The following is a 16,367-nucleotide window of genomic DNA, read 5'->3' on the forward strand; positions in this document are numbered from 1 at the left end:
AAGACGGCGTTTGAGGCAGAATTCCCCTAGGAGGTGATCGTGGAGTCTGTGCTGTCCGGATTCATGGCGCCGTCGGACTCGAATTCGTTGCTGGAGCGCGCCTATGTCGATGCCGTCGAGCGCGCTGACGACAGCGACGAGCTACGGGCGCGCATCCTCGACGCGGCGTACGAGCAGTTCTGCCGGATGGGCATCAGGCGCTCCACCATGGAGGACGTCGCCCGGCTGGCGAAGGTGTCGCGGATCACGGTCTACCGCCGGTTCGACACCAAGGACACGCTGATCGAACACGTGGTGCGCCGGGAGTTCCGCCGCTATTTCGACCAGTTCCTCATCGACATAGAACTAGCCGGCACCGCTGCCGACAGGGTGGTACTGGGCTTCGTAACCTCATTGCGGGCAATTCGCGGCAACCCGCTGATCGGCGGACTCATCGCCACGGAACCGGACCTGCTCGTCCCCTCCATGACGGCCGACGGGGGTCAGACCCTCGCCACCGTGCGGCATTTCGTCGCCGGTCAGCTCCGCAGCGAGCAACGCGCGGGCAACGTGTCGAGCGGCCTTGACGTCGATCTTGTGGCCGAGATGATGGTGCGGATCTCCACCTCTTTCCTGACGATCCCCAGTGCCATCATCAACCTGGATGACGACCAGGAACTGGCCGCGGTGGCCCGGCGGTTCCTCGTGCCCATGCTGGAGCCACCAGCCGGGACGTCAGCGGCCGGATCCGTCTGAGTAGCGCCTACTCATGCGGCTCACGCGGTGGCCGATGATAGTGGCCGCATGCAGATCAAGCCAGCAATCCGCTACGCGGTCGCGCTGGTCGTGGCGTTGGCCGGGGTGTTCGTGACCTCGCCGCCGGCCACGGCCGAGACGGCCTTCCAGCCGCTGACCTTACGCGTGCTCCTGGTGAACTGTGTGGCCCCGTGCCGCAACGAGGGCCTGGAGGCCGCGGACGAGAGCGCTCCGGACTTCTATGCCGAGATCACCTTCGACGGGTTCGACACCTACACCACGCCCAGAGCGCCGGACGACCAGGTCCAGGTCGCACCGAACTGGTCGCTGACCAAGCAGATCCCGACCACCAAGACCGAGCAGAAGATCAGCGTCCTGATCAAGGATCACGACGACACCAGCCCCGACGACTGGGGTGACGCCTCACCGCGCCACGACGACCCGTACGCCCGTTTCACCGTGAACCTCATCCACGGCACCGTCACCGGCGACCTGACCTCCTCGACGGGCTGCGTGGCGGGCAACGGCGAGCCCGGCGGCGGCATCTTCGGGCCGGACCCGAAGCCCTCTGTCCAGGTCTGCGTGGACATCACGCCGTACCCCAGCGCGGACACCGACGGGGACGGGTTCACCGACTACGAGGAGTACCGGGGCCGGGACTTCAACAACGACAACGTGGTCGACCTGACGCTGCCGGGCGCGGACGCCGAGCGCAGGGACGTCTACGTCGAGGTGGACTGGATGCAGGGCCAGGCCCCGCAGACGGGCGTGCTGCAGGACGTCGAGGGTGTCTTCAACAACGCGCTCGTGATCAACGATCAGCACCGGACGGGCATCGGACTGCACCTGCTGGCCGACGAAGCGGTGCCACACGTCGCCTCGCTGGAGTTCAACAACCATCTCACCGGCACTCTGGACGACTTCGACGACCTCAAGCTCGGCAACCCGGAGCGGGCGTGCGGTCCCACCGCCACCGGTCACTTCGGCACCGCGCAGGACAGGTCCAGCCCGCTGTGCGATGACATCCTGCTGTTCAAGCGGCTGCACTTCCGGTACGGGATGTTCATCGACTCGCTGCCCACCTTCGCCTCGGGCATGGCGGAGCTGGACGAGCGCGGCAGCAACGACTTCGTGGTGGCGGTGAACGGCCTCGGGAACTCGCTGATCAACACCCTCGGGGGCAGGAAGGTGGCCGAGGAGTCGACGTTCCTGCACGAGCTGGGCCACACGCTCGGCCTGGGGCACGGCGGCCGTTTCGACAACGGTGACCTCGACCCGCACAACTGCAAGCCCAACTACCTGAGCGTGATGAACTACCTGTACCAGTTCCCCGACGTCGACACCACGCGCCCGCTGGACCTGGCCACGGTCGCCACGGACACGCTGACGGAGAACGGCGGGCTCGACGAGATCAGGTCGCCCGCGCTCGCTCGTGCCGGCTCGCGGCTGATCGTCCACGGCGTGGGCGGCAAGTCCGCCAACCACCCGGCGAACAAGGCCATCCATTGGGCCGGCGAGGACGGCTCCTACTCCGACCACGCCACCGAGGACGTCAACTTCATCCCCGCCTACGGCCCTGAATGCGCCACCGCCAGCCCCGGCGACACGCTGCTCAGCCACACCGACTGGGACCGGCTCCAGTTCAACTTCACCAGCAGCAGATACTTCTCCGAGGGCGCGCACGGTCAGGCCATCGACGAGCTCACCAAGGCAGACCTGGAGCGCGTCCATTCCATCGACCTGGCCGTGACCAAGACCGTGGACAAGAGCGACGCCCAGGCCGGCGACACGCTCACCTACACTGTGCGAGGCACGAACAAGTCCGCCAACGAGGCCTCCTCGGTCACCCTCACCGACACGCCGCCGAGCGGCGAGCCGATCACGAGGTCCGTCGGCGCCCTGCCCGCCACCGAGACCTTCACCTACCAGGTTCCCTGTACGGCGGTGGACGGCAGCACGCTCACCAACACCGTGAAGATCTCCGGCCGCAACGCCGCCGGCGAGCCCGAGGTCGAGTCGACCCTGGCGGACAACACCGCCACCGCCTCGACCACCGCCCACGCCCCGGTCCTGACCCTGTCGCAGACCGCGACGCCGTCGGCCGAGCCCGGGGAGGCGATCACGTACACGCTGGCGTACCGCAACACCGGCAGCGCCCAGGCGACCGGCGCCACGCTGACCCAGACGCTGCCCGCCGGCCTGTACTACAGCCAGGCCCTGGACAAGGGCTCCGGCCCGCGCCCTGGAACGGTCACCCGCAACGCCGACGGCACCACCACGCTGGCCTGGACCGTGGGCGCCCTCGCCCCGGACGCCACGGGCAGCGTCACCATCACCGCCCGGCCGAGCCTGCTGACCCCGCCGGAGCCGCTCACCGTCCAGGCCGCCCTACGGTACGGCGGGCAGAACGGCTGCGCGTTCACCCCCGCCACCGCCCAGGCCACCACCCAGGTCACCCAACCGGCGCCCACCAAGAACCCGCAACTCACCACGGTCTGGGCGCTGCGCGGCGACCTCCGTACCCCTGAGGTGCTGGCCCGCGTCCAGGCGACGGACACCCGCTTCGACGGGGCCGACGGCAGCACCCCGGACGGGGCGCTGTCCCAGGCGGAGGCCACGGCCGTCCTGACGCTGCCGGTTCTGCAGCCGCGCACGCTGCGGGCCGAACTGCTGGCCACCGCGCTCAACCTGGCCACCCACCGGATCAACGCCGGCACGGCCATCCGCACGATCACCATCGAACGGCTCGGCCTCCACACGGTCGCCGACGCCTACCGCTTCACGGCAGCCACTCTGGCGCTGCCCGTCCTGCCGAACGCGATCCGCTACACCGACAACACACTGGCCCTGACCGAGATCAACTCCAACCTCGCCGAACGATATTGACCGCCTCTCGCGCGTGGCACGTGTGGTGAGGGCGCTCGGATCCGAGCCCGCCCGGGGCGGGCTCGGTCATCGCGAAGCACGAGCGGACCTCGCCCGCGGCGAGTGGCCGCAGGTAACGTTCCTTCTGCTCATCAGTGGCGATGGCCTCAAGCATGTGCATGTTTCCCTCGTCGGGCGCCGCGTTGTTCAGCGCGAGGGGTCCGAGCAGGGCGTAGCCGGCCTCCTCGAACACGGCGGCTCGGCCGCGCATGTCGAGCCCGAGCCCGCCGTACTCCCGCGCGACGTGCGGGGCGAAGACACCGGCCTCCTTCGCGGCCTGCTGCAGCGTCCTGCGGACCTCCTCCGACCGCCCGGCGGCTCGCCACCTCCAGCCGATCGGCGAATTGGATCCTGTGCAGGCCGCCCCGCTGTCCGATGCCGGCCTGACGCCCTACCACGCCATCCAGCAGTGCCGGGCGTCCTTGGACGACCAATCCACGGTCACCGTCATCGGGGTCGGCAGGCTCGGGCACCTGGCCATTCAGCTCCTCCGCGCGTTGACGCCGAGCCGGGTGTTCGCCGTCGACGTGCGCGAGGAGGCCCTGGCCGTCGCCGACAGGTGCGGCGCCCACCTGAGCACCCGCCTTTCGCCGGACACCGGCCGCGTCCTGCGCGCGGCGAGCGGCGGCAGCGGCGTTGACGTCGTGCTCGACTTCGCGGGCAGCCAATCAACGGTCGATCTGGCCGCCGCCAGCCTGCGCGCCGGCGGTGACCTCGTCATCGTCGGCAACGGAGGCGGGCACCTGACCGTCCGCAAACCGGGCCCGCTGCCCCCAGGCGGCCGGATCTCACTGCCGTTCTGGGGCACTCTGCCCGAACTCGCGGAGGTGATCGGCCTTGGCCGCTCCGGGGCGCTGCACGTCGAGGTCGAGCGGTTTCCGCTGTCCGCCGCCCATGAGGCGCTGATCCGGCTGCGCGCCGGAGAGCTCAGGGGACGCGCCGTCCTGACGCCCGACTAACGCGTCACCCGACTGGGCCATCGCGGAGTACGCCACGCACGACGTCGAGCCGTACCCTCGGGTCGAACTCCGGCAGCCACCAGGTCGCCCCGGCCTTCGCGTACGGCTCGGGATCGACGCCGAGCGGCAGACCGACGGCGATGTCGTACGAGTCCATCTCACCGTGGCGCAGTTCGGTGAGGGTGGCGACGACCTCGGCGAGCTGGTCGGGGTGCTCGAGATTGGCCGGGAAGAAGCCATCGAGCCGAGCCGCAGCCGCTCGGTCGCCATCGCGATCGCCGCCAGCGCGGCAGCCAGAGCGCCGACCGCAGCCGGTTCATGAACGGCCTTCTTCCGGGTTGCCTTCTTCCGTGTGCCGTACCAGGGCCGACACGAGGTCATCCCATACCGGCCCCGGCAGATCGTGTCCGGCCCCTTCCAGGACCAGCAGCTCGGCGCCGGGGATGGCGTCGCGGAGCGCCTTGCCGTGCGGCAGCGGCAGGAGTGGGTCGTGGTCGCCGTGGGCCACGAGTGTCGGGGCCGCGATGTCGCCGAAGCCCCCTTGGGTCGGCTCGTCGAACTCGATGGCGTAGTGATTGGCCAGAGTCGAGGCGTAGTTCCTGGCGCGCGCCACGTCACGTTCGGCCAACGCGCGGATCGCGGCCTCGTCGAAGTACGGCGAGCCACCGGCGCAGGCCCTCGCGCCGGCGACCACGTACTCGACGAGCGCGGCCGCGTCGGAGGAATCCGGCTCGGCCGGCATGGCCAGGTCGCTTGACGGCGGCGGCAGGTCGTCGGCGCCGGTCGAGGTCGAGACGAACGTCAGCGACGCGACCCGATCGGGATGGTCCACACCGAGAATGAGTCCGATGCCGCCGGACATCGACTGACAGACCACGTGGGCGCGTTCGATGCCCAGGGCGTCCTGAATGCCGAGCACGTCCAGGGCCAGGTCGGTGAGGGAATAGGTGGGCTGTCCCGGCGGGTAGCAGGTCGACCGGCCGGTGTCTCGATGGTCGTACCGGACCACGAACCGGCCACGAGCGGCGATGCGTTCGCACAGTTCGGCGTCCCACCACAGCATCGAGGCCCCCGCCCCGGCCACCAACATGATCGCCGAGGTCGCGCGGTCTCCGAAGGTCTCCACGCACAGCTCGACGCCGTTGATCGACAGGAGCTGCTCGCCATGGGATTGATGAGCGTTCATGCCTGGAAGGCTAAGTACCGCTACTCCATCGTGAAAAGCGATGATTATCGATCAATATGATCGCCTGTAGCGATGTTCACAGAATCTGGCTGGCCAGCTCTTTGGCGCCTTCGGCGGCGATGGCGATGGCTCGGGTCGCGAGCGGCGACTGAGTGCGGCCGGCCGGCCAGTACAGATACCACGTGGTAGCGGGCGATGGTCGCAGTTGGTGGATGCTGAGCCGGTCGTCGGACCAGGCATCGGATCCGTGAAGGGCGAGCCACGGCAGCACCGCCGACCCGATGCCCGCCCGCACCATCGACACGATGGTTTCGTGGCCGGCGGTTCGGAACACGATCCGTGGCCGCGCGCCGGCGCCGGCCAGCTCCCGCTCCAACCATGTTTGGTGATAGGTGGGAGGCCAAGCGACCATCGGAGCATCGTCGAGCAGCTTCACCCGTACCGGACCATCGGGGAACGCGCCGACGCCGGCCACCAGGAGATAGGGCTCGTCGAGCAGCTCGACGTGCTCGACGTCGCCTTCGATCCGGCCGTAGTGGAACAACAGGTCAAGATCTCCGATCTGTGGATCCTCCGGTTCCACCTCGGACAGCCTGATGTCGCAGCCGGGGTGCTCGCTCAGCAGCCGGCGCACGACGGCCGGCAGGATCAGGTTGGTCGCGCCCTGAAAGGTGCCGATGTCGATCCGGCCGTTACCCGTCCTGAAGCGATCGACGGCGTCGGCCAGCGCCTCCGCTCGTGTGAGCAGATCGCGTCCGTGGGCCAGGACAACCTCGCCAAGGCGAGTGATTCGTACCGGCCTCGGACCTCCGGGCCGATCGAAGACGGCGCCACCGACGGCCTTCTCCAGCGCGGCGATCTGCTGGCTCACCGACGATTGGGTGTAGCCAAGCCGGAGCGCTGCCCGCCCGAATGTTCCTTCCTCGGCTATGGCGGCCATGGTCCTCAGGTGGCGTAGCTCGAAGTCGGCCATGACGTCGAGCATAGCGAACGGCGATCGACTTGAGAGGAAATAATCGCTTCCCCTAATGTTTCGACGTTTCTGGGCGCGCGGCCTGTCGTTACGGGTCGGGGTCGGTGACCAGCTCGAAGGTAAGACCGGATTTCTTCGCCATATTGAAGATGTACGTCAGCGATGACCAGTAAGACGTTTTGCCGGCCCAACAGCCCAGCCCTGCGGACCCATGCAGAATCCCGTAGGCCTTGTTGTCGACCTCACTGTAGAGCGGGCTGCCGCTGTCCCCGGACTGGGTGCAGATGTTCGACTGGAAGCCTCCATCCTTTTTCGTGATGTCGCCGCACCTGGTGTTGTTCGACCGCGCGCCGGTCGAACACACCACCCAGCCGACACGGACGTCGCCAAACGTCCACATTCCGAATATCGGGAATGCCTTGGCGCTGTAGTGGATCACCGTGTTATACGGCCATTTCGCCCAGGTTTTCACGTATTCAGTGAAGCCCCTGGTGACGAACGGCATGAGCGCTCCATCCGCCGGATATTCCGAGTTCCTGGTTGAGACTTCGCGACGGCCGACGAAGACGTCAGTGTGCTTCGTGTAATAGCTCTCACCGATGAGACAATGTCCCGCCGTAAGCGTGTACTTCCACCCGTTCGAGCCCTTCACATTGAAGCCGCTGGTGCAGAAGTCGCCCTTGAGCTTGTTGTAGTTCACGTCGTAGAGGTCCAGCCGCAAGCCGCCGCGCATCGGGGGGAAACACGCCTGGATCTCGCACGGGCCCCGCTGGGGCGTGATGGTCGGCGGATCGATCACGGTGACGTCCAGGTCGCCGGCTGTGGCGAGCCGGCTGGCCGAACCGCGTACCGCGGCCGCGGCCTGGTTGTGCAGTTCGACGCGGTTCTTCTGCTCGTTGATCACCGGCGCCTGCTCGGGCGTGAGCCCGAGACGGGCACCGACGTCGGCGGCCTTCACCTCCAGCTCCTTGAGGGAGTGCCGCGCGGCCGCGACGCGGACGTGGTTCCGGTCCGGGATCGCGCTCAGCGCGGGGGTCAGCGCGTCGGCGGCGGTACTCGCGATGACCAGCACGCCACCGTGCTCCTGGTCGATCCAGGACCCCGCATAGGTGTCGGCATAGTCGCGGGCGAGCACGGTGTGCAGGGCCCCCGAGGTTCGCTGCAACTCCAGCCGGCGCATCGCCTCGTCGACACTGATGCCGTATTTCTTCGTCAGGTAGTCGACGGAACCGGGAACGTCCGCCACCCGTAACTTCGCGGGGGCGGACAGCCGGATAACGGGAGCGGCCAGCGCCGTATCAGGAACGGCGACCAGGCCGGCAACGACGACCAGGCTGAATGCCGTGGCCAGTCTCCAGCTCGCTCTTCTTCGCACGCGGGTCGTGCCTTTCTCTGTTCTGGACGCTCAGATCTTTCACGTTGACTTTGACAGGCGGCTGTGGATTCGAAGTGGATGGATTCTTCACGGGTGCTGTATCCGTCACCCCGCCCAGCCACCACTGAGGAAGAGGGCGGTGTGGAGCAGTACGAGCAGCCAGACCAGCACGCAGACGGCCACCACCGCCCCGACGATCTCCATCCTGAACCCCACCCTGAAGTCGCCGGTCCCCAGGGCCGCGCGCCAGAACGTCTCCCATGCCTCCCACGGCCCGGCCAGCATGGCGGCCTCTGGCCAGCGGCCTTTCCTGGCGGCCGGCCAGGCGGGTATGGCGATCAACCCGAAAGTTCGATTTGCGGCTCGATATTCCGTCGAGGCTACTTCCCCGGCAAATCCGTACTCTCCCGAAATGCCAGTCGATGCGGCACGCACACCTCGTGTGCCTTCTCCGTCCCGCCGCCCAGTCGCTCGGCCAGCAGGTCCACCGCCGCCTGCGCGATCAGCGCCTTGTCGGGCGCCACGGTCGACAGTGTGGGCGTGGCGAACCGGCCGTCCTGGATGTCGTCGAACCCCATCACCATCACGCCGCCCGGCACCTCGTACCCCCGCTTGAGCAGCGTTCGCAGGGCGCCCAGCGCGAGCGTGTCGTTGAAGCAGAAGACCGCGTCCGGCGCGCCGGAGTCGAGCAGGCGGCTCATGGCCTCGGCGCCGTCGGCGCGCCCCCAGCGTGCGACCGGCGCGACCAGTGACGGGTCGGCCGCGACGCCGGCCTCGGCGAGCGCCTGCTGGTAGCCCTTCAGCCGCAGGCGGCCCGTCGCGGCGACGGCCGTGCGCTGCACGCCGATGGCGGCGATCCTGCGCGCGCCGCGCTCGGCCAGGTGCAGGGTGGCCGCCCGCGCGGCGGCCACGTTGTCGATGCCGACGTGATCGTACGGCGAGCGGCCCATCCCGATGCGCTCCCCGAGCAGCACCATCGGCGTACGCTCGTCGCGCCCGGCCAGGTCCTTGCCCGTGAGCGCGAGCGGGCTGAACAGCAGCCCGTCGATGAGGTGGTCGCGGATCCCGGAGATCACCACGCGTTCCTTGGCCCGGTCGCCCTGGGTCTGGTCGATGAGCACGGTCCAGCCGCGCCGGTCGGCCGCCTCGATGACGTTCGTGGCCAGTTCGGCGAAGTAGGGGTTGTCCAGGTCGGGCACCGCCAGCGCGACCACGCCGGAGCGGCCCTGGCGCAGGCTGCGCGCCGACAGGTTCGGCCGGTAGGAGAGCTCGGCTATCGCCGCCTCCACCCGGGCCCGTGTCTCGCCGCTGACATGGGGATAGTCGTTGACCACGTTGGACACGGTCTTGATCGACACCCCGGCCAGTTCGGCGACGTCCTTCAGCCTCGGCCGCACCATGCCCCCTTCGCCCCCTTCGCCGTCGCGAACCCTACCTGGTTTACAACGATGTAACGAACTGGCGCCAGGTAATTTACAACGTTGGAACCAACGTTGTAGAACGTCCGTAACCTCACGGGCAGGAGTGATCTGGCATGTCCCTCGACAACCTCTCCAGGCGGCACGCATTGGGACTGGGCCTCGGTGCGCTGGTCATCGGCGCCACGGGCTGCGGCGGAGGCGGCGGCGGCCCCAAGCAGGCGCAGGCGCCGGCGACCACGGCGGCACCCACCGAATACACCGGTGCCTCAGTCTCGCTGAAGTTCTGGAACGGCTTCACCGGCGGCGACGGCCCGGTCATGAAGAAGCTGGTGGACCAGTTCAACGCCGAGCACCAGAACATCAAGGTGTCGATGAACGTCTACAAGTGGGAGGACTACTACGCGAAGGTCCCCGCGGCCGTCTCCGCAGGTCAAGGCCCTGACATCGGCATCATGCACGTCGACAGCGTCGCCACCAACGCGGCACGGCAGGTGGTCCTGCCCCTCGACGACGTGGCCAACGCGCTCAGCCTCACCGAGGCGGACTTCTCCCCGCCGGTCTGGAAGGCCGGCGTCTACAAGGGCGCGCGCTACTCGATCCCGCTCGACGTGCATCCGCTCGGCTTCTTCTACAACAAGGCGGTCATGAAGCAGGCCGGGCTCGACCCGGAGCAGCCGCCCAAGACCGGCGAGGAGTACATGACGGCGCTGGAGGCGCTGAAGAAGGCGGGCATCCAGGGGCACTGGGCCACGCCGTTCCCGTTCACCGGAAGCATGCAGTTCGGGTCGCTGCTCTACCAGAACGGCGGCCAGCACTTCGCCGACGACGCCGGCGTCTCGCGCTTCGCCGAGGACCCCGGCGTGCAGGCCCTGACCTGGCTCGTCGACCTCGTCAACAAGGGCTACAGCCCCAAGAACGTCGGCCAGGACGCCGACTTCATCGCCCTGCAGAACGGCAAGGCCGCCTTCAACTGGAACGGCATCTGGTCCATCAACACGCTCAAGGAGATCAAGAACCTGGAGTGGGGCGTCGCGCCACTCCCGCAGATCGGGACGAAGCCGGCGGCGTGGGCGGGCTCGCACCAGTTCGTGGTGTTCAAGCAGCGTACGCCCGACCAGAACAAGCTGACCGCGGCCAAGGTGTTCATCAACTGGATCAGCGGTCACTCGCTGGAGTGGGCCAAGGGCGGCCAGGTGCCGGCCCGCAAGTCGATCCGCGACGGCGCGGAGTTCGCGGCGCTGAAGGAGCAGGCCACGATCGGCACCCAGATCGACTACCTGTACTTCCCGCCGTCGGTGGCGGGCATCGGGGACGCCTTCGCGGCCGTCGACCAGGCGATCAACGCGGCGATCCTGCTCAAGAAGAGCCCCAAGGACGCGCTCACGGAGGCCGCCGCCAAGGCCGACAAGATCCTTGAGGCCAACCGGAAGAAGTACGGCGCCTGATGGTCGCGATCTCGGCGGAAGAGACGCTGGAGCAGGAAGTGCGCGTTCCCCGATCGGGCAAGGCGACGCCGTACCTGTTCCTGGCGCCGTACCTGATCCTGTTCTCGGTGTTCGTGCTGGCCCCGGCCCTGTTCGGGATCTGGGTGAGCCTGCACGACTGGGACTACATGCTCGAAGGCAAGCCGTTCGTCGGCCTGGACAACTACACGGCGCTGTTCGATGCCCAGTCGCCCGTCTACGGCGACTTCTGGATGTCGATGCGGGCGACCGGGATCTTCACCGTGTTCAGCGTGCCGTTCCTGGTGGTGCTGCCGCTCGGGGTGGCGTTGCTGCTCAACCGGCCCTTCCGGGGCAGGACGTTCTTCCGGGGGCTGTTCTTCGCGCCGTTCGTGCTGGGCGTGGCGGTGGTGTGCCTGATGTGGCGGCTGCTGCTCGACCCGAACCTCGGCCTGGTCGCCTGGATACTCGGCACGCCGATCCCCTGGACCACCGCGACGCCGTGGGCCTGGATCGCGCTGGTCGGGGTGACGGTCTGGTGGACGCTCGGGTTCAACGCGGTGATCTACCTGGCCGGGATGCAGGACATCCCGCGTGAGCTTTACGACGCGGCGAAGGTGGACGGCGCGGGGCGGTGGGGCGAGTTCGTCCACGTCACGCTGCCGGGGCTGCGGCCCGTCGCGCTGTTCGTGGTGACGACGACGATCCTGGCCTCGGCGAACATGTTCGGGCAGTCGTACCTGCTGACCCAGGGGGCGCCGGGCGGGGAGACGCGGACCGCGATCATGTACATGCTCCAGCAGGGGCTCAGGGAGTACAAGATGGGCAGCGCCTCGGCCATGAGCTACCTGCTCACGCTGTTGCTGATCTTGATCAGCGTGGTCAACTTCCGGCTGTTCAGGACCCGGTCATGAAGCGGTACACGGGCCTGCTGGCCCTCGCCGTAGTGTTCGTGGGGCCGCTGGTGTGGGCCTTGGGCGTGTCGTTCAAGACGCAGACCGAAGCCACCCGGGTGCCGCCCACGCTGCTGCCCGCCGAGCCGACGACGTCCGCGTACGGGACGGTCTTCCAGGGCACCACGGACACGCCGGTGCTGCGCTGGTTCGCCAACAGTGTCATCGCCGCCACCGGGCACATGCTGCTGGTGCTCGCGGTGTCGTCGCTGGCCGCGTACGCGCTGGCCAGGCTGGAGTTCCGCGGCAAGAAGCTGATGTTCGGGATGATCGTCGGCACGCTGCTGGTGCCGGGGTTCGTCTTCCTCATCCCGCAGTTCCTGATCGTCGACCAACTCGGCTGGCTGGACAGCCTGACGGCGCTCATCGTGCCGGGGTCGGCGGGCGCGTTCGGGGTGTTCTTCCTGCGGCAGTTCTTCGTCGGGCTGCCGCGTGAGCTGGACGAGGCCGCGCTGATGGAGGGCGCCAACCACTGGCACATCTTCTGGCGGATCACACTGCCGCTGTCGCGGCCCGCGCTGGCCACGCTGGCCGTGCTGAGCTTCCTGTCCAACTGGAACGACTTCATCTGGCCGATCTACGTGATCTTCAGCCCGGAGTACTTCACGCTGCCGCCGGGCCTGTCGATCCTGCAGGGCGCGTACACGATCCACTATCCGGTGATCATGGCGGGCGCGGTACTGGCCAGCATCCCCGTCCTGATCCTCTTCAGTCTGACCCAGCGGTACGTCATCGAAGGCATCTCTCGTAGTGGCCTGAAGGGCTGACACATGCACCACTTGGCTGTCATCGCCACACTGATCCTCTCCCTCTTCACCAATCCGGTGTCCGGCTCCTTCTCCGACACGTTCGCCGACCCGTCGGTGATCCGCGGGCAGGACGGCTACTGGTACTCCTACGGCACCTCGGACCCGCTGCGCGAGGGCGAGAAGGTCCTGCACAGGCTGCCGATCTCCCGCTCCAGCGACCTGGTCAACTGGACCTACGTGGGCGACGCGTTCGGGCCGGACAACCTGCCGTCGTACGCGGCGCCGGGCAGCCTGTTCTGGGCCCCGGACATCCGTTACCTCGACGGCCGGTACGTCATGTACTTCACCGTCACCGACACCGCTACCACGCCCGCCAACTGGGACTACTCGATCGGCGCCGCCACGGCACCCACGCCGACCGGGCCGTGGACGCACATCGACGCCCCGGTCGTCGCCCCGCGGCCCTCGGGCAACTCATACTGGAACACGATCGACCCCTCGCAGTTCACCGACGTGGACGGGCGCAAGTACCTGTACTTCGGCGGGTTCTTCGGCGGCCTGTGGGTGACCGAGCTGTCCGCCGACGGGCTGCGCGCCACCGGGCAGCCACAACAGGTCGCGATCGACAACAAGTTCGAGGGCGCGTACGTGGTGCGCCACGACGGCTACTACTACCTGCTCGGCTCCTCGGCGAACTGCTGCGCCGGGCCGACCACCGGCTACTCGGTGCTGGCCGGGCGCTCGACCAGCCCGCGCGGGCCGTTCGTCGATCGCGAGGGCGTGCCGCTGCTGGCCTCGCGCGCCGGTGGCACCCCGGTCCTGGACCAGAACGGCAACCGCTTCATCGGCACCGGCCATCACGCCCAGCTCACCGACCTTTCCGGTCAGGACTGGATGCTCTACCACGCCATCGATCGAAGCGACCCGTTCCTGGACGAGCCGTACGGGATCAACGAGCGGCCCATGCTGCTGGACCGGCTGGACTGGATCGACGGCTGGCCGGCCGTGCGCGCGGGGGCCGGGCCTTCCGAGCAGTCGCGGGAGACGCCGGTGACCCGCGGGGTCGTGGACGATCGGTTCGCGGGCGATCTGTCGGGCTGGCGGAACACGGCCGGCTGGACCGTACAGGATGGGTATGTCCGTGGCCAGGGCACGCTCATCAGCCGCAAGTCGCTCGGCGGGGACATGCGCGTCGAGACCGACCTCAAGACGGACAAGTCCGCTGGGATTCGCATAGGTGGCACGACCGCGGTCGTCTCGCGCGACGGGTTGACGCTCACCTCGGGCGGCGCGTCCCGTACGGTGGCGCTGCCCGGAGGGGCCGCGACCTGGCACAACCTAGCCGTCACCGTCAAGGGACGGACGATCACCGCCGAGGTGACCGAGGACCGGCTCCGTGACCCGCAGGCGAGCGTCACCGTCACCGGCCGCGCGAACGGCCCGATCGGGCTGGTCGCCGACGGGGGCGCCGACTTCGACAACGTCTCCGCCACCCCGCTGTTCAAAGCCGTCACCAAGGCGGCGCCGACGCCGCGTTCGGGCAGGCTGCTGGACGCCGACGAGTTCAACGGGCCGCTCGACTCCCGCTGGACCTGGGTGCGGCAAGATACCGCGGCCAAGACCGAGGAGGGCGTGCTGCGCTGGCCCGTCCAGGGCACCGACCTGGTCGGGGCCGGCAACAAGGCGTCGGCGCTGCTGCGCGAGGCTCCCAAGGGCGACTACGTCGTGGAGACCAAGGTCACGCTCGACCTGGGCGAGGACGCCGTACGCAACTACCAGCAGGCCGGGCTGATCGCCTACGCCTCCGACGACGACTTCGCCCGCCTGTCCCAGGTCGCCATCTGGAACACCCGCCAGGTCGAGTACGGTCGCGAGCTGACCTTCGCCGGCCGCCTGTCCTACGGCGGCAACATCGTCGGCCCGCCCGCCAAGACCACCTGGCTGCGGCTGGCGCACCACGTGGACCCGGCCAACGGGGAGCACGAGTTCCGCGCCGGATCCAGCCGCGACGGCAAGACCTGGACCTGGGGCGGCGTGTGGACCTTCCCCAAGGACACGGACGTGCGCGTCGGCCTGGTCGCCCACGGAGGGGCCCAGCCGGCCGTCAACGCCGACTTCGACTACGTACGCGTCTACCGAGGAGCCTGACCTGTGCCGCAAGCACACCTGACCCTTGACCCCTCTTTCCGCATCGCCCCCGTCGACCGGCGCCTGTTCGGCTCGTTCGTCGAGCACATGGGCCGGTGCGTCTACACCGGCATCTACGAACCGGGCCACCCGGCCGCGGACGACAACGGCTTCCGCACCGACGTGCTGGAGCTGACCCGCGAGATGGGTGTGAGCGTGGTCCGCTACCCGGGAGGCAATTTCGTCTCCGGCTACCGCTGGGAGGACGGCGTCGGCCCCGACCGGCCCTCCCGGCTGGACCTGGCCTGGCGGCAGATCGAGACGAACGCGTTCGGGCTCAACGAGTTCATGACCTGGACCCGGGCCGCCGGGGTGGAGCCGATGATGGCCGTCAACCTCGGCACCCGGGGCATCCAGGAGGCCTGTGACCTGCTGGAATACGCCAACCACCCCTCGGGTACGCAGTGGTCGGACCTGCGGGTCAAACACGGAGTGACCGACCCGTACGGGATCAAGCTCTGGTGTCTCGGCAACGAGATGGACGGACCCTGGCAGATCGGCCACAAGACCGCGCACGAGTACGGACGGCTCGCGAACGAGACCGCCAAGGCCATGCGGCTCGTCGACCCCGGCATCGAGCTGGTACTGTCCGGCAGCTCCAACAGCGGGATGCCGACGTTCGGCGCGTGGGAGGCCACCGTGCTCGAACACGCCTACGACGCGGTCGACTACCTGTCGCTGCACAACTACTACGAGGAGAACGGCGACCTGCCCGGCTTCCTCTGCAGCGCCGTGGACATGGACCGCTACATCTCGGCCATCGTGGCCACGGCCGACCACATCGGGGCGAAGCTCCGGCGCAAGAAGAAGATCAACCTGTCCTTCGACGAGTGGAACGTCTGGAACCAGAGCCGGTTCACCGGGCGCGAGCGCTCGCCGTTCCAGGAGGCGCCGGAGCTGATCGAGGACACCTTCACCGCCGCTGACGCCGTGGTGGTGGGGGACTTCCTGATCACGCTGCTGCGGCACGCCGACCGAGTGAGCATCGCCTGCCAGGCGCAGCTGGCCAACATCATCGCGCCGATCAGGACCGAGCCCGGCGGCCCGGCCTGGCGTCAGACGATCTTCCACCCCTTCGCGCTGACGGCCCGGCACGCGCGCGGCACCGTGCTGCGGGTGGAGCCGTCCGGGCCACTCCTGGAGACCGAACGGTACGGCGAGGCGCCCGCGCTGTCGGCGGTGGCCACCGTCGACGGGCCCCAGGTGGCGCTGTTCGCCGTCAACCGGTCGCCCGACCAGGACCTCGACCTCTCCGTCCGGCTCCCGGCGGCGGTCAGGCCGGTGTCGGCCTCGGTGATCGCCGCCGGGGACGACCCGCACCGGGTGGAGGCCCTTCCGCGGCCGCTGGCCGTACAGGCTGACGGTGACCGGCTGACGGCGCGGTTGCCCGCCGCCTCGTGGACGATGATCCTTGCGGAGTACGAAAGTCTGCGCGATCAGCGATAACTACTCTGCCCTGTAG

Annotated in this window: 16 protein-coding genes; 9 read left to right on the forward strand and 7 right to left on the reverse strand. The window is 68.5% G+C overall.

The genetic code is table 11. From position 1 onward, the window contains the following. Positions 1-63 precede the first annotated feature (63 nt). Complete coding sequence (locus AB0L53_RS28885) at positions 64-735, forward strand: helix-turn-helix domain-containing protein (protein WP_364000458.1); 672 nt, start codon at positions 64-66, stop codon at positions 733-735. 48 nt (positions 736-783) lie between these two features. Next, on the forward strand, positions 784-3,621 hold the full coding sequence (locus AB0L53_RS28890; protein WP_364000097.1) for a DUF11 domain-containing protein: 2,838 nt from the start codon (positions 784-786) through the stop codon (positions 3,619-3,621). Here the strand turns inward: AB0L53_RS28890 and AB0L53_RS28895 are convergent. Beyond that, positions 3,593-3,946, reverse strand: a complete 354-nt coding sequence (locus tag AB0L53_RS28895; protein ID WP_364000461.1) for an acyl-CoA dehydrogenase family protein — start codon at positions 3,944-3,946, stop codon at positions 3,593-3,595. The two genes, AB0L53_RS28890 and AB0L53_RS28895, sit on opposite strands and share 29 nt — an antisense overlap. Between AB0L53_RS28895 and AB0L53_RS28900 the strand changes: the two genes are divergently transcribed. Further along, positions 3,870-4,619 carry a zinc-binding dehydrogenase gene (locus tag AB0L53_RS28900; RefSeq protein WP_364000100.1) on the forward strand — a complete coding sequence of 250 codons (750 nt, stop codon included), beginning with the start codon at positions 3,870-3,872 and terminating at the stop codon, positions 4,617-4,619. The genes AB0L53_RS28895 and AB0L53_RS28900 overlap by 77 nt on opposite strands. A 4-nt stretch (positions 4,620-4,623) precedes the next feature. Here the strand turns inward: AB0L53_RS28900 and AB0L53_RS28905 are convergent, their stop codons facing one another. Further along, a complete protein-coding gene (locus AB0L53_RS28905; RefSeq protein ID WP_364000103.1) occupies positions 4,624-4,776 on the reverse strand; it encodes a hypothetical protein in 153 nt (50 codons plus the stop codon). Positions 4,777-4,782: 6 nt separating this feature from the next. On the opposite strand from AB0L53_RS28905, the gene AB0L53_RS28910 reads away from it, so the two are divergent. Further along, on the forward strand, positions 4,783-4,941 hold the full coding sequence (locus tag AB0L53_RS28910) for a hypothetical protein (protein ID WP_364000105.1): 159 nt from the start codon (positions 4,783-4,785) through the stop codon (positions 4,939-4,941). Here AB0L53_RS28910 and AB0L53_RS28915 read toward each other — a convergent pair. From AB0L53_RS28915 to AB0L53_RS28935, 5 genes are all read right to left on the reverse strand, one after another. Continuing rightward, a complete protein-coding gene (locus AB0L53_RS28915) occupies positions 4,936-5,805 on the reverse strand; it encodes an alpha/beta fold hydrolase (protein ID WP_364000108.1) in 870 nt (289 codons plus the stop codon). The genes AB0L53_RS28910 and AB0L53_RS28915 overlap by 6 nt on opposite strands. Positions 5,806-5,881: 76 nt before the next feature. Continuing rightward, on the reverse strand, positions 5,882-6,778 hold the full coding sequence (locus AB0L53_RS28920) for a LysR family transcriptional regulator (RefSeq protein ID WP_364000111.1): 897 nt from the start codon (positions 6,776-6,778) through the stop codon (positions 5,882-5,884). An 88-nt stretch (positions 6,779-6,866) separates the two neighbouring features. Next, positions 6,867-8,024: a S1 family peptidase gene (locus AB0L53_RS28925; protein WP_364000114.1), complete on the reverse strand. Its 1,158-nt coding sequence runs from the start codon at positions 8,022-8,024 to the stop codon at positions 6,867-6,869. Between the two features lie 234 nt (positions 8,025-8,258). Next, entirely contained in the window at positions 8,259-8,495 is a 237-nt protein-coding gene (locus AB0L53_RS28930; protein ID WP_364000117.1) for a hypothetical protein, read from the reverse strand. Between the two features lie 38 nt (positions 8,496-8,533). Further along, a complete protein-coding gene (locus AB0L53_RS28935; RefSeq protein WP_364000120.1) occupies positions 8,534-9,553 on the reverse strand; it encodes a LacI family DNA-binding transcriptional regulator in 1,020 nt (339 codons plus the stop codon). Positions 9,554-9,687: 134 nt separating this feature from the next. Between AB0L53_RS28935 and AB0L53_RS28940 the strand changes: the two genes are divergently transcribed. Genes AB0L53_RS28940 through AB0L53_RS28960 form a run of 5 tightly spaced genes read left to right on the forward strand, consistent with a single transcriptional unit; the run spans position 9,688 to position 16,351 of the window. After that, positions 9,688-11,019: an ABC transporter substrate-binding protein gene (locus tag AB0L53_RS28940; protein ID WP_364000122.1), complete on the forward strand. Its 1,332-nt coding sequence runs from the start codon at positions 9,688-9,690 to the stop codon at positions 11,017-11,019. Then, positions 11,019-11,930 (forward strand): sugar ABC transporter permease, encoded by a 912-nt coding sequence (locus AB0L53_RS28945; RefSeq protein ID WP_364000124.1) that lies wholly within the window; start codon positions 11,019-11,021, stop codon positions 11,928-11,930. The genes AB0L53_RS28940 and AB0L53_RS28945 overlap by 1 nt, the downstream gene beginning before the upstream one ends. Next, a complete protein-coding gene (locus AB0L53_RS28950) occupies positions 11,927-12,736 on the forward strand; it encodes a carbohydrate ABC transporter permease (protein WP_364000127.1) in 810 nt (269 codons plus the stop codon). Before AB0L53_RS28945 ends, AB0L53_RS28950 begins: the two co-directional genes overlap by 4 nt. A 3-nt stretch (positions 12,737-12,739) precedes the next feature. Beyond that, positions 12,740-14,866, forward strand: coding sequence for a family 43 glycosylhydrolase (locus tag AB0L53_RS28955; protein ID WP_364000130.1), 2,127 nt, complete (start codon positions 12,740-12,742; stop codon positions 14,864-14,866). A 3-nt stretch (positions 14,867-14,869) separates the two neighbouring features. After that, complete coding sequence (locus AB0L53_RS28960) at positions 14,870-16,351, forward strand: alpha-N-arabinofuranosidase (protein ID WP_364000133.1); 1,482 nt, start codon at positions 14,870-14,872, stop codon at positions 16,349-16,351. Positions 16,352-16,367 lie beyond the last annotated feature (16 nt).

This window comes from Nonomuraea sp. NPDC052129 (assembly GCF_040680095.1).
In the GTDB taxonomy this organism is placed as follows: domain Bacteria; phylum Actinomycetota; class Actinomycetes; order Streptosporangiales; family Streptosporangiaceae; genus Nonomuraea.

Coding starts and splice junctions, on each gene's coding strand:
- AB0L53_RS28885 (WP_364000458.1), top strand. CDS start 64: ATGGCGCCGTCGGACTCGAATTCGTTGCTGGAGCGCGCCTATGTCGAT.
- AB0L53_RS28890 (WP_364000097.1), top strand. CDS start 784: ATGCAGATCAAGCCAGCAATCCGCTACGCGGTCGCGCTGGTCGTGGCG.
- AB0L53_RS28900 (WP_364000100.1), top strand. CDS start 3,870: ATGTCGAGCCCGAGCCCGCCGTACTCCCGCGCGACGTGCGGGGCGAAG.
- AB0L53_RS28905 (WP_364000103.1), bottom strand. CDS start 4,776: ATGGACTCGTACGACATCGCCGTCGGTCTGCCGCTCGGCGTCGATCCC.
- AB0L53_RS28915 (WP_364000108.1), bottom strand. CDS start 5,805: ATGAACGCTCATCAATCCCATGGCGAGCAGCTCCTGTCGATCAACGGC.
- AB0L53_RS28920 (WP_364000111.1), bottom strand. CDS start 6,778: ATGGCCGACTTCGAGCTACGCCACCTGAGGACCATGGCCGCCATAGCC.
- AB0L53_RS28935 (WP_364000120.1), bottom strand. CDS start 9,553: ATGGTGCGGCCGAGGCTGAAGGACGTCGCCGAACTGGCCGGGGTGTCG.
- AB0L53_RS28940 (WP_364000122.1), top strand. CDS start 9,688: ATGTCCCTCGACAACCTCTCCAGGCGGCACGCATTGGGACTGGGCCTC.
- AB0L53_RS28945 (WP_364000124.1), top strand. CDS start 11,019: ATGGTCGCGATCTCGGCGGAAGAGACGCTGGAGCAGGAAGTGCGCGTT.
- AB0L53_RS28950 (WP_364000127.1), top strand. CDS start 11,927: ATGAAGCGGTACACGGGCCTGCTGGCCCTCGCCGTAGTGTTCGTGGGG.
- AB0L53_RS28955 (WP_364000130.1), top strand. CDS start 12,740: ATGCACCACTTGGCTGTCATCGCCACACTGATCCTCTCCCTCTTCACC.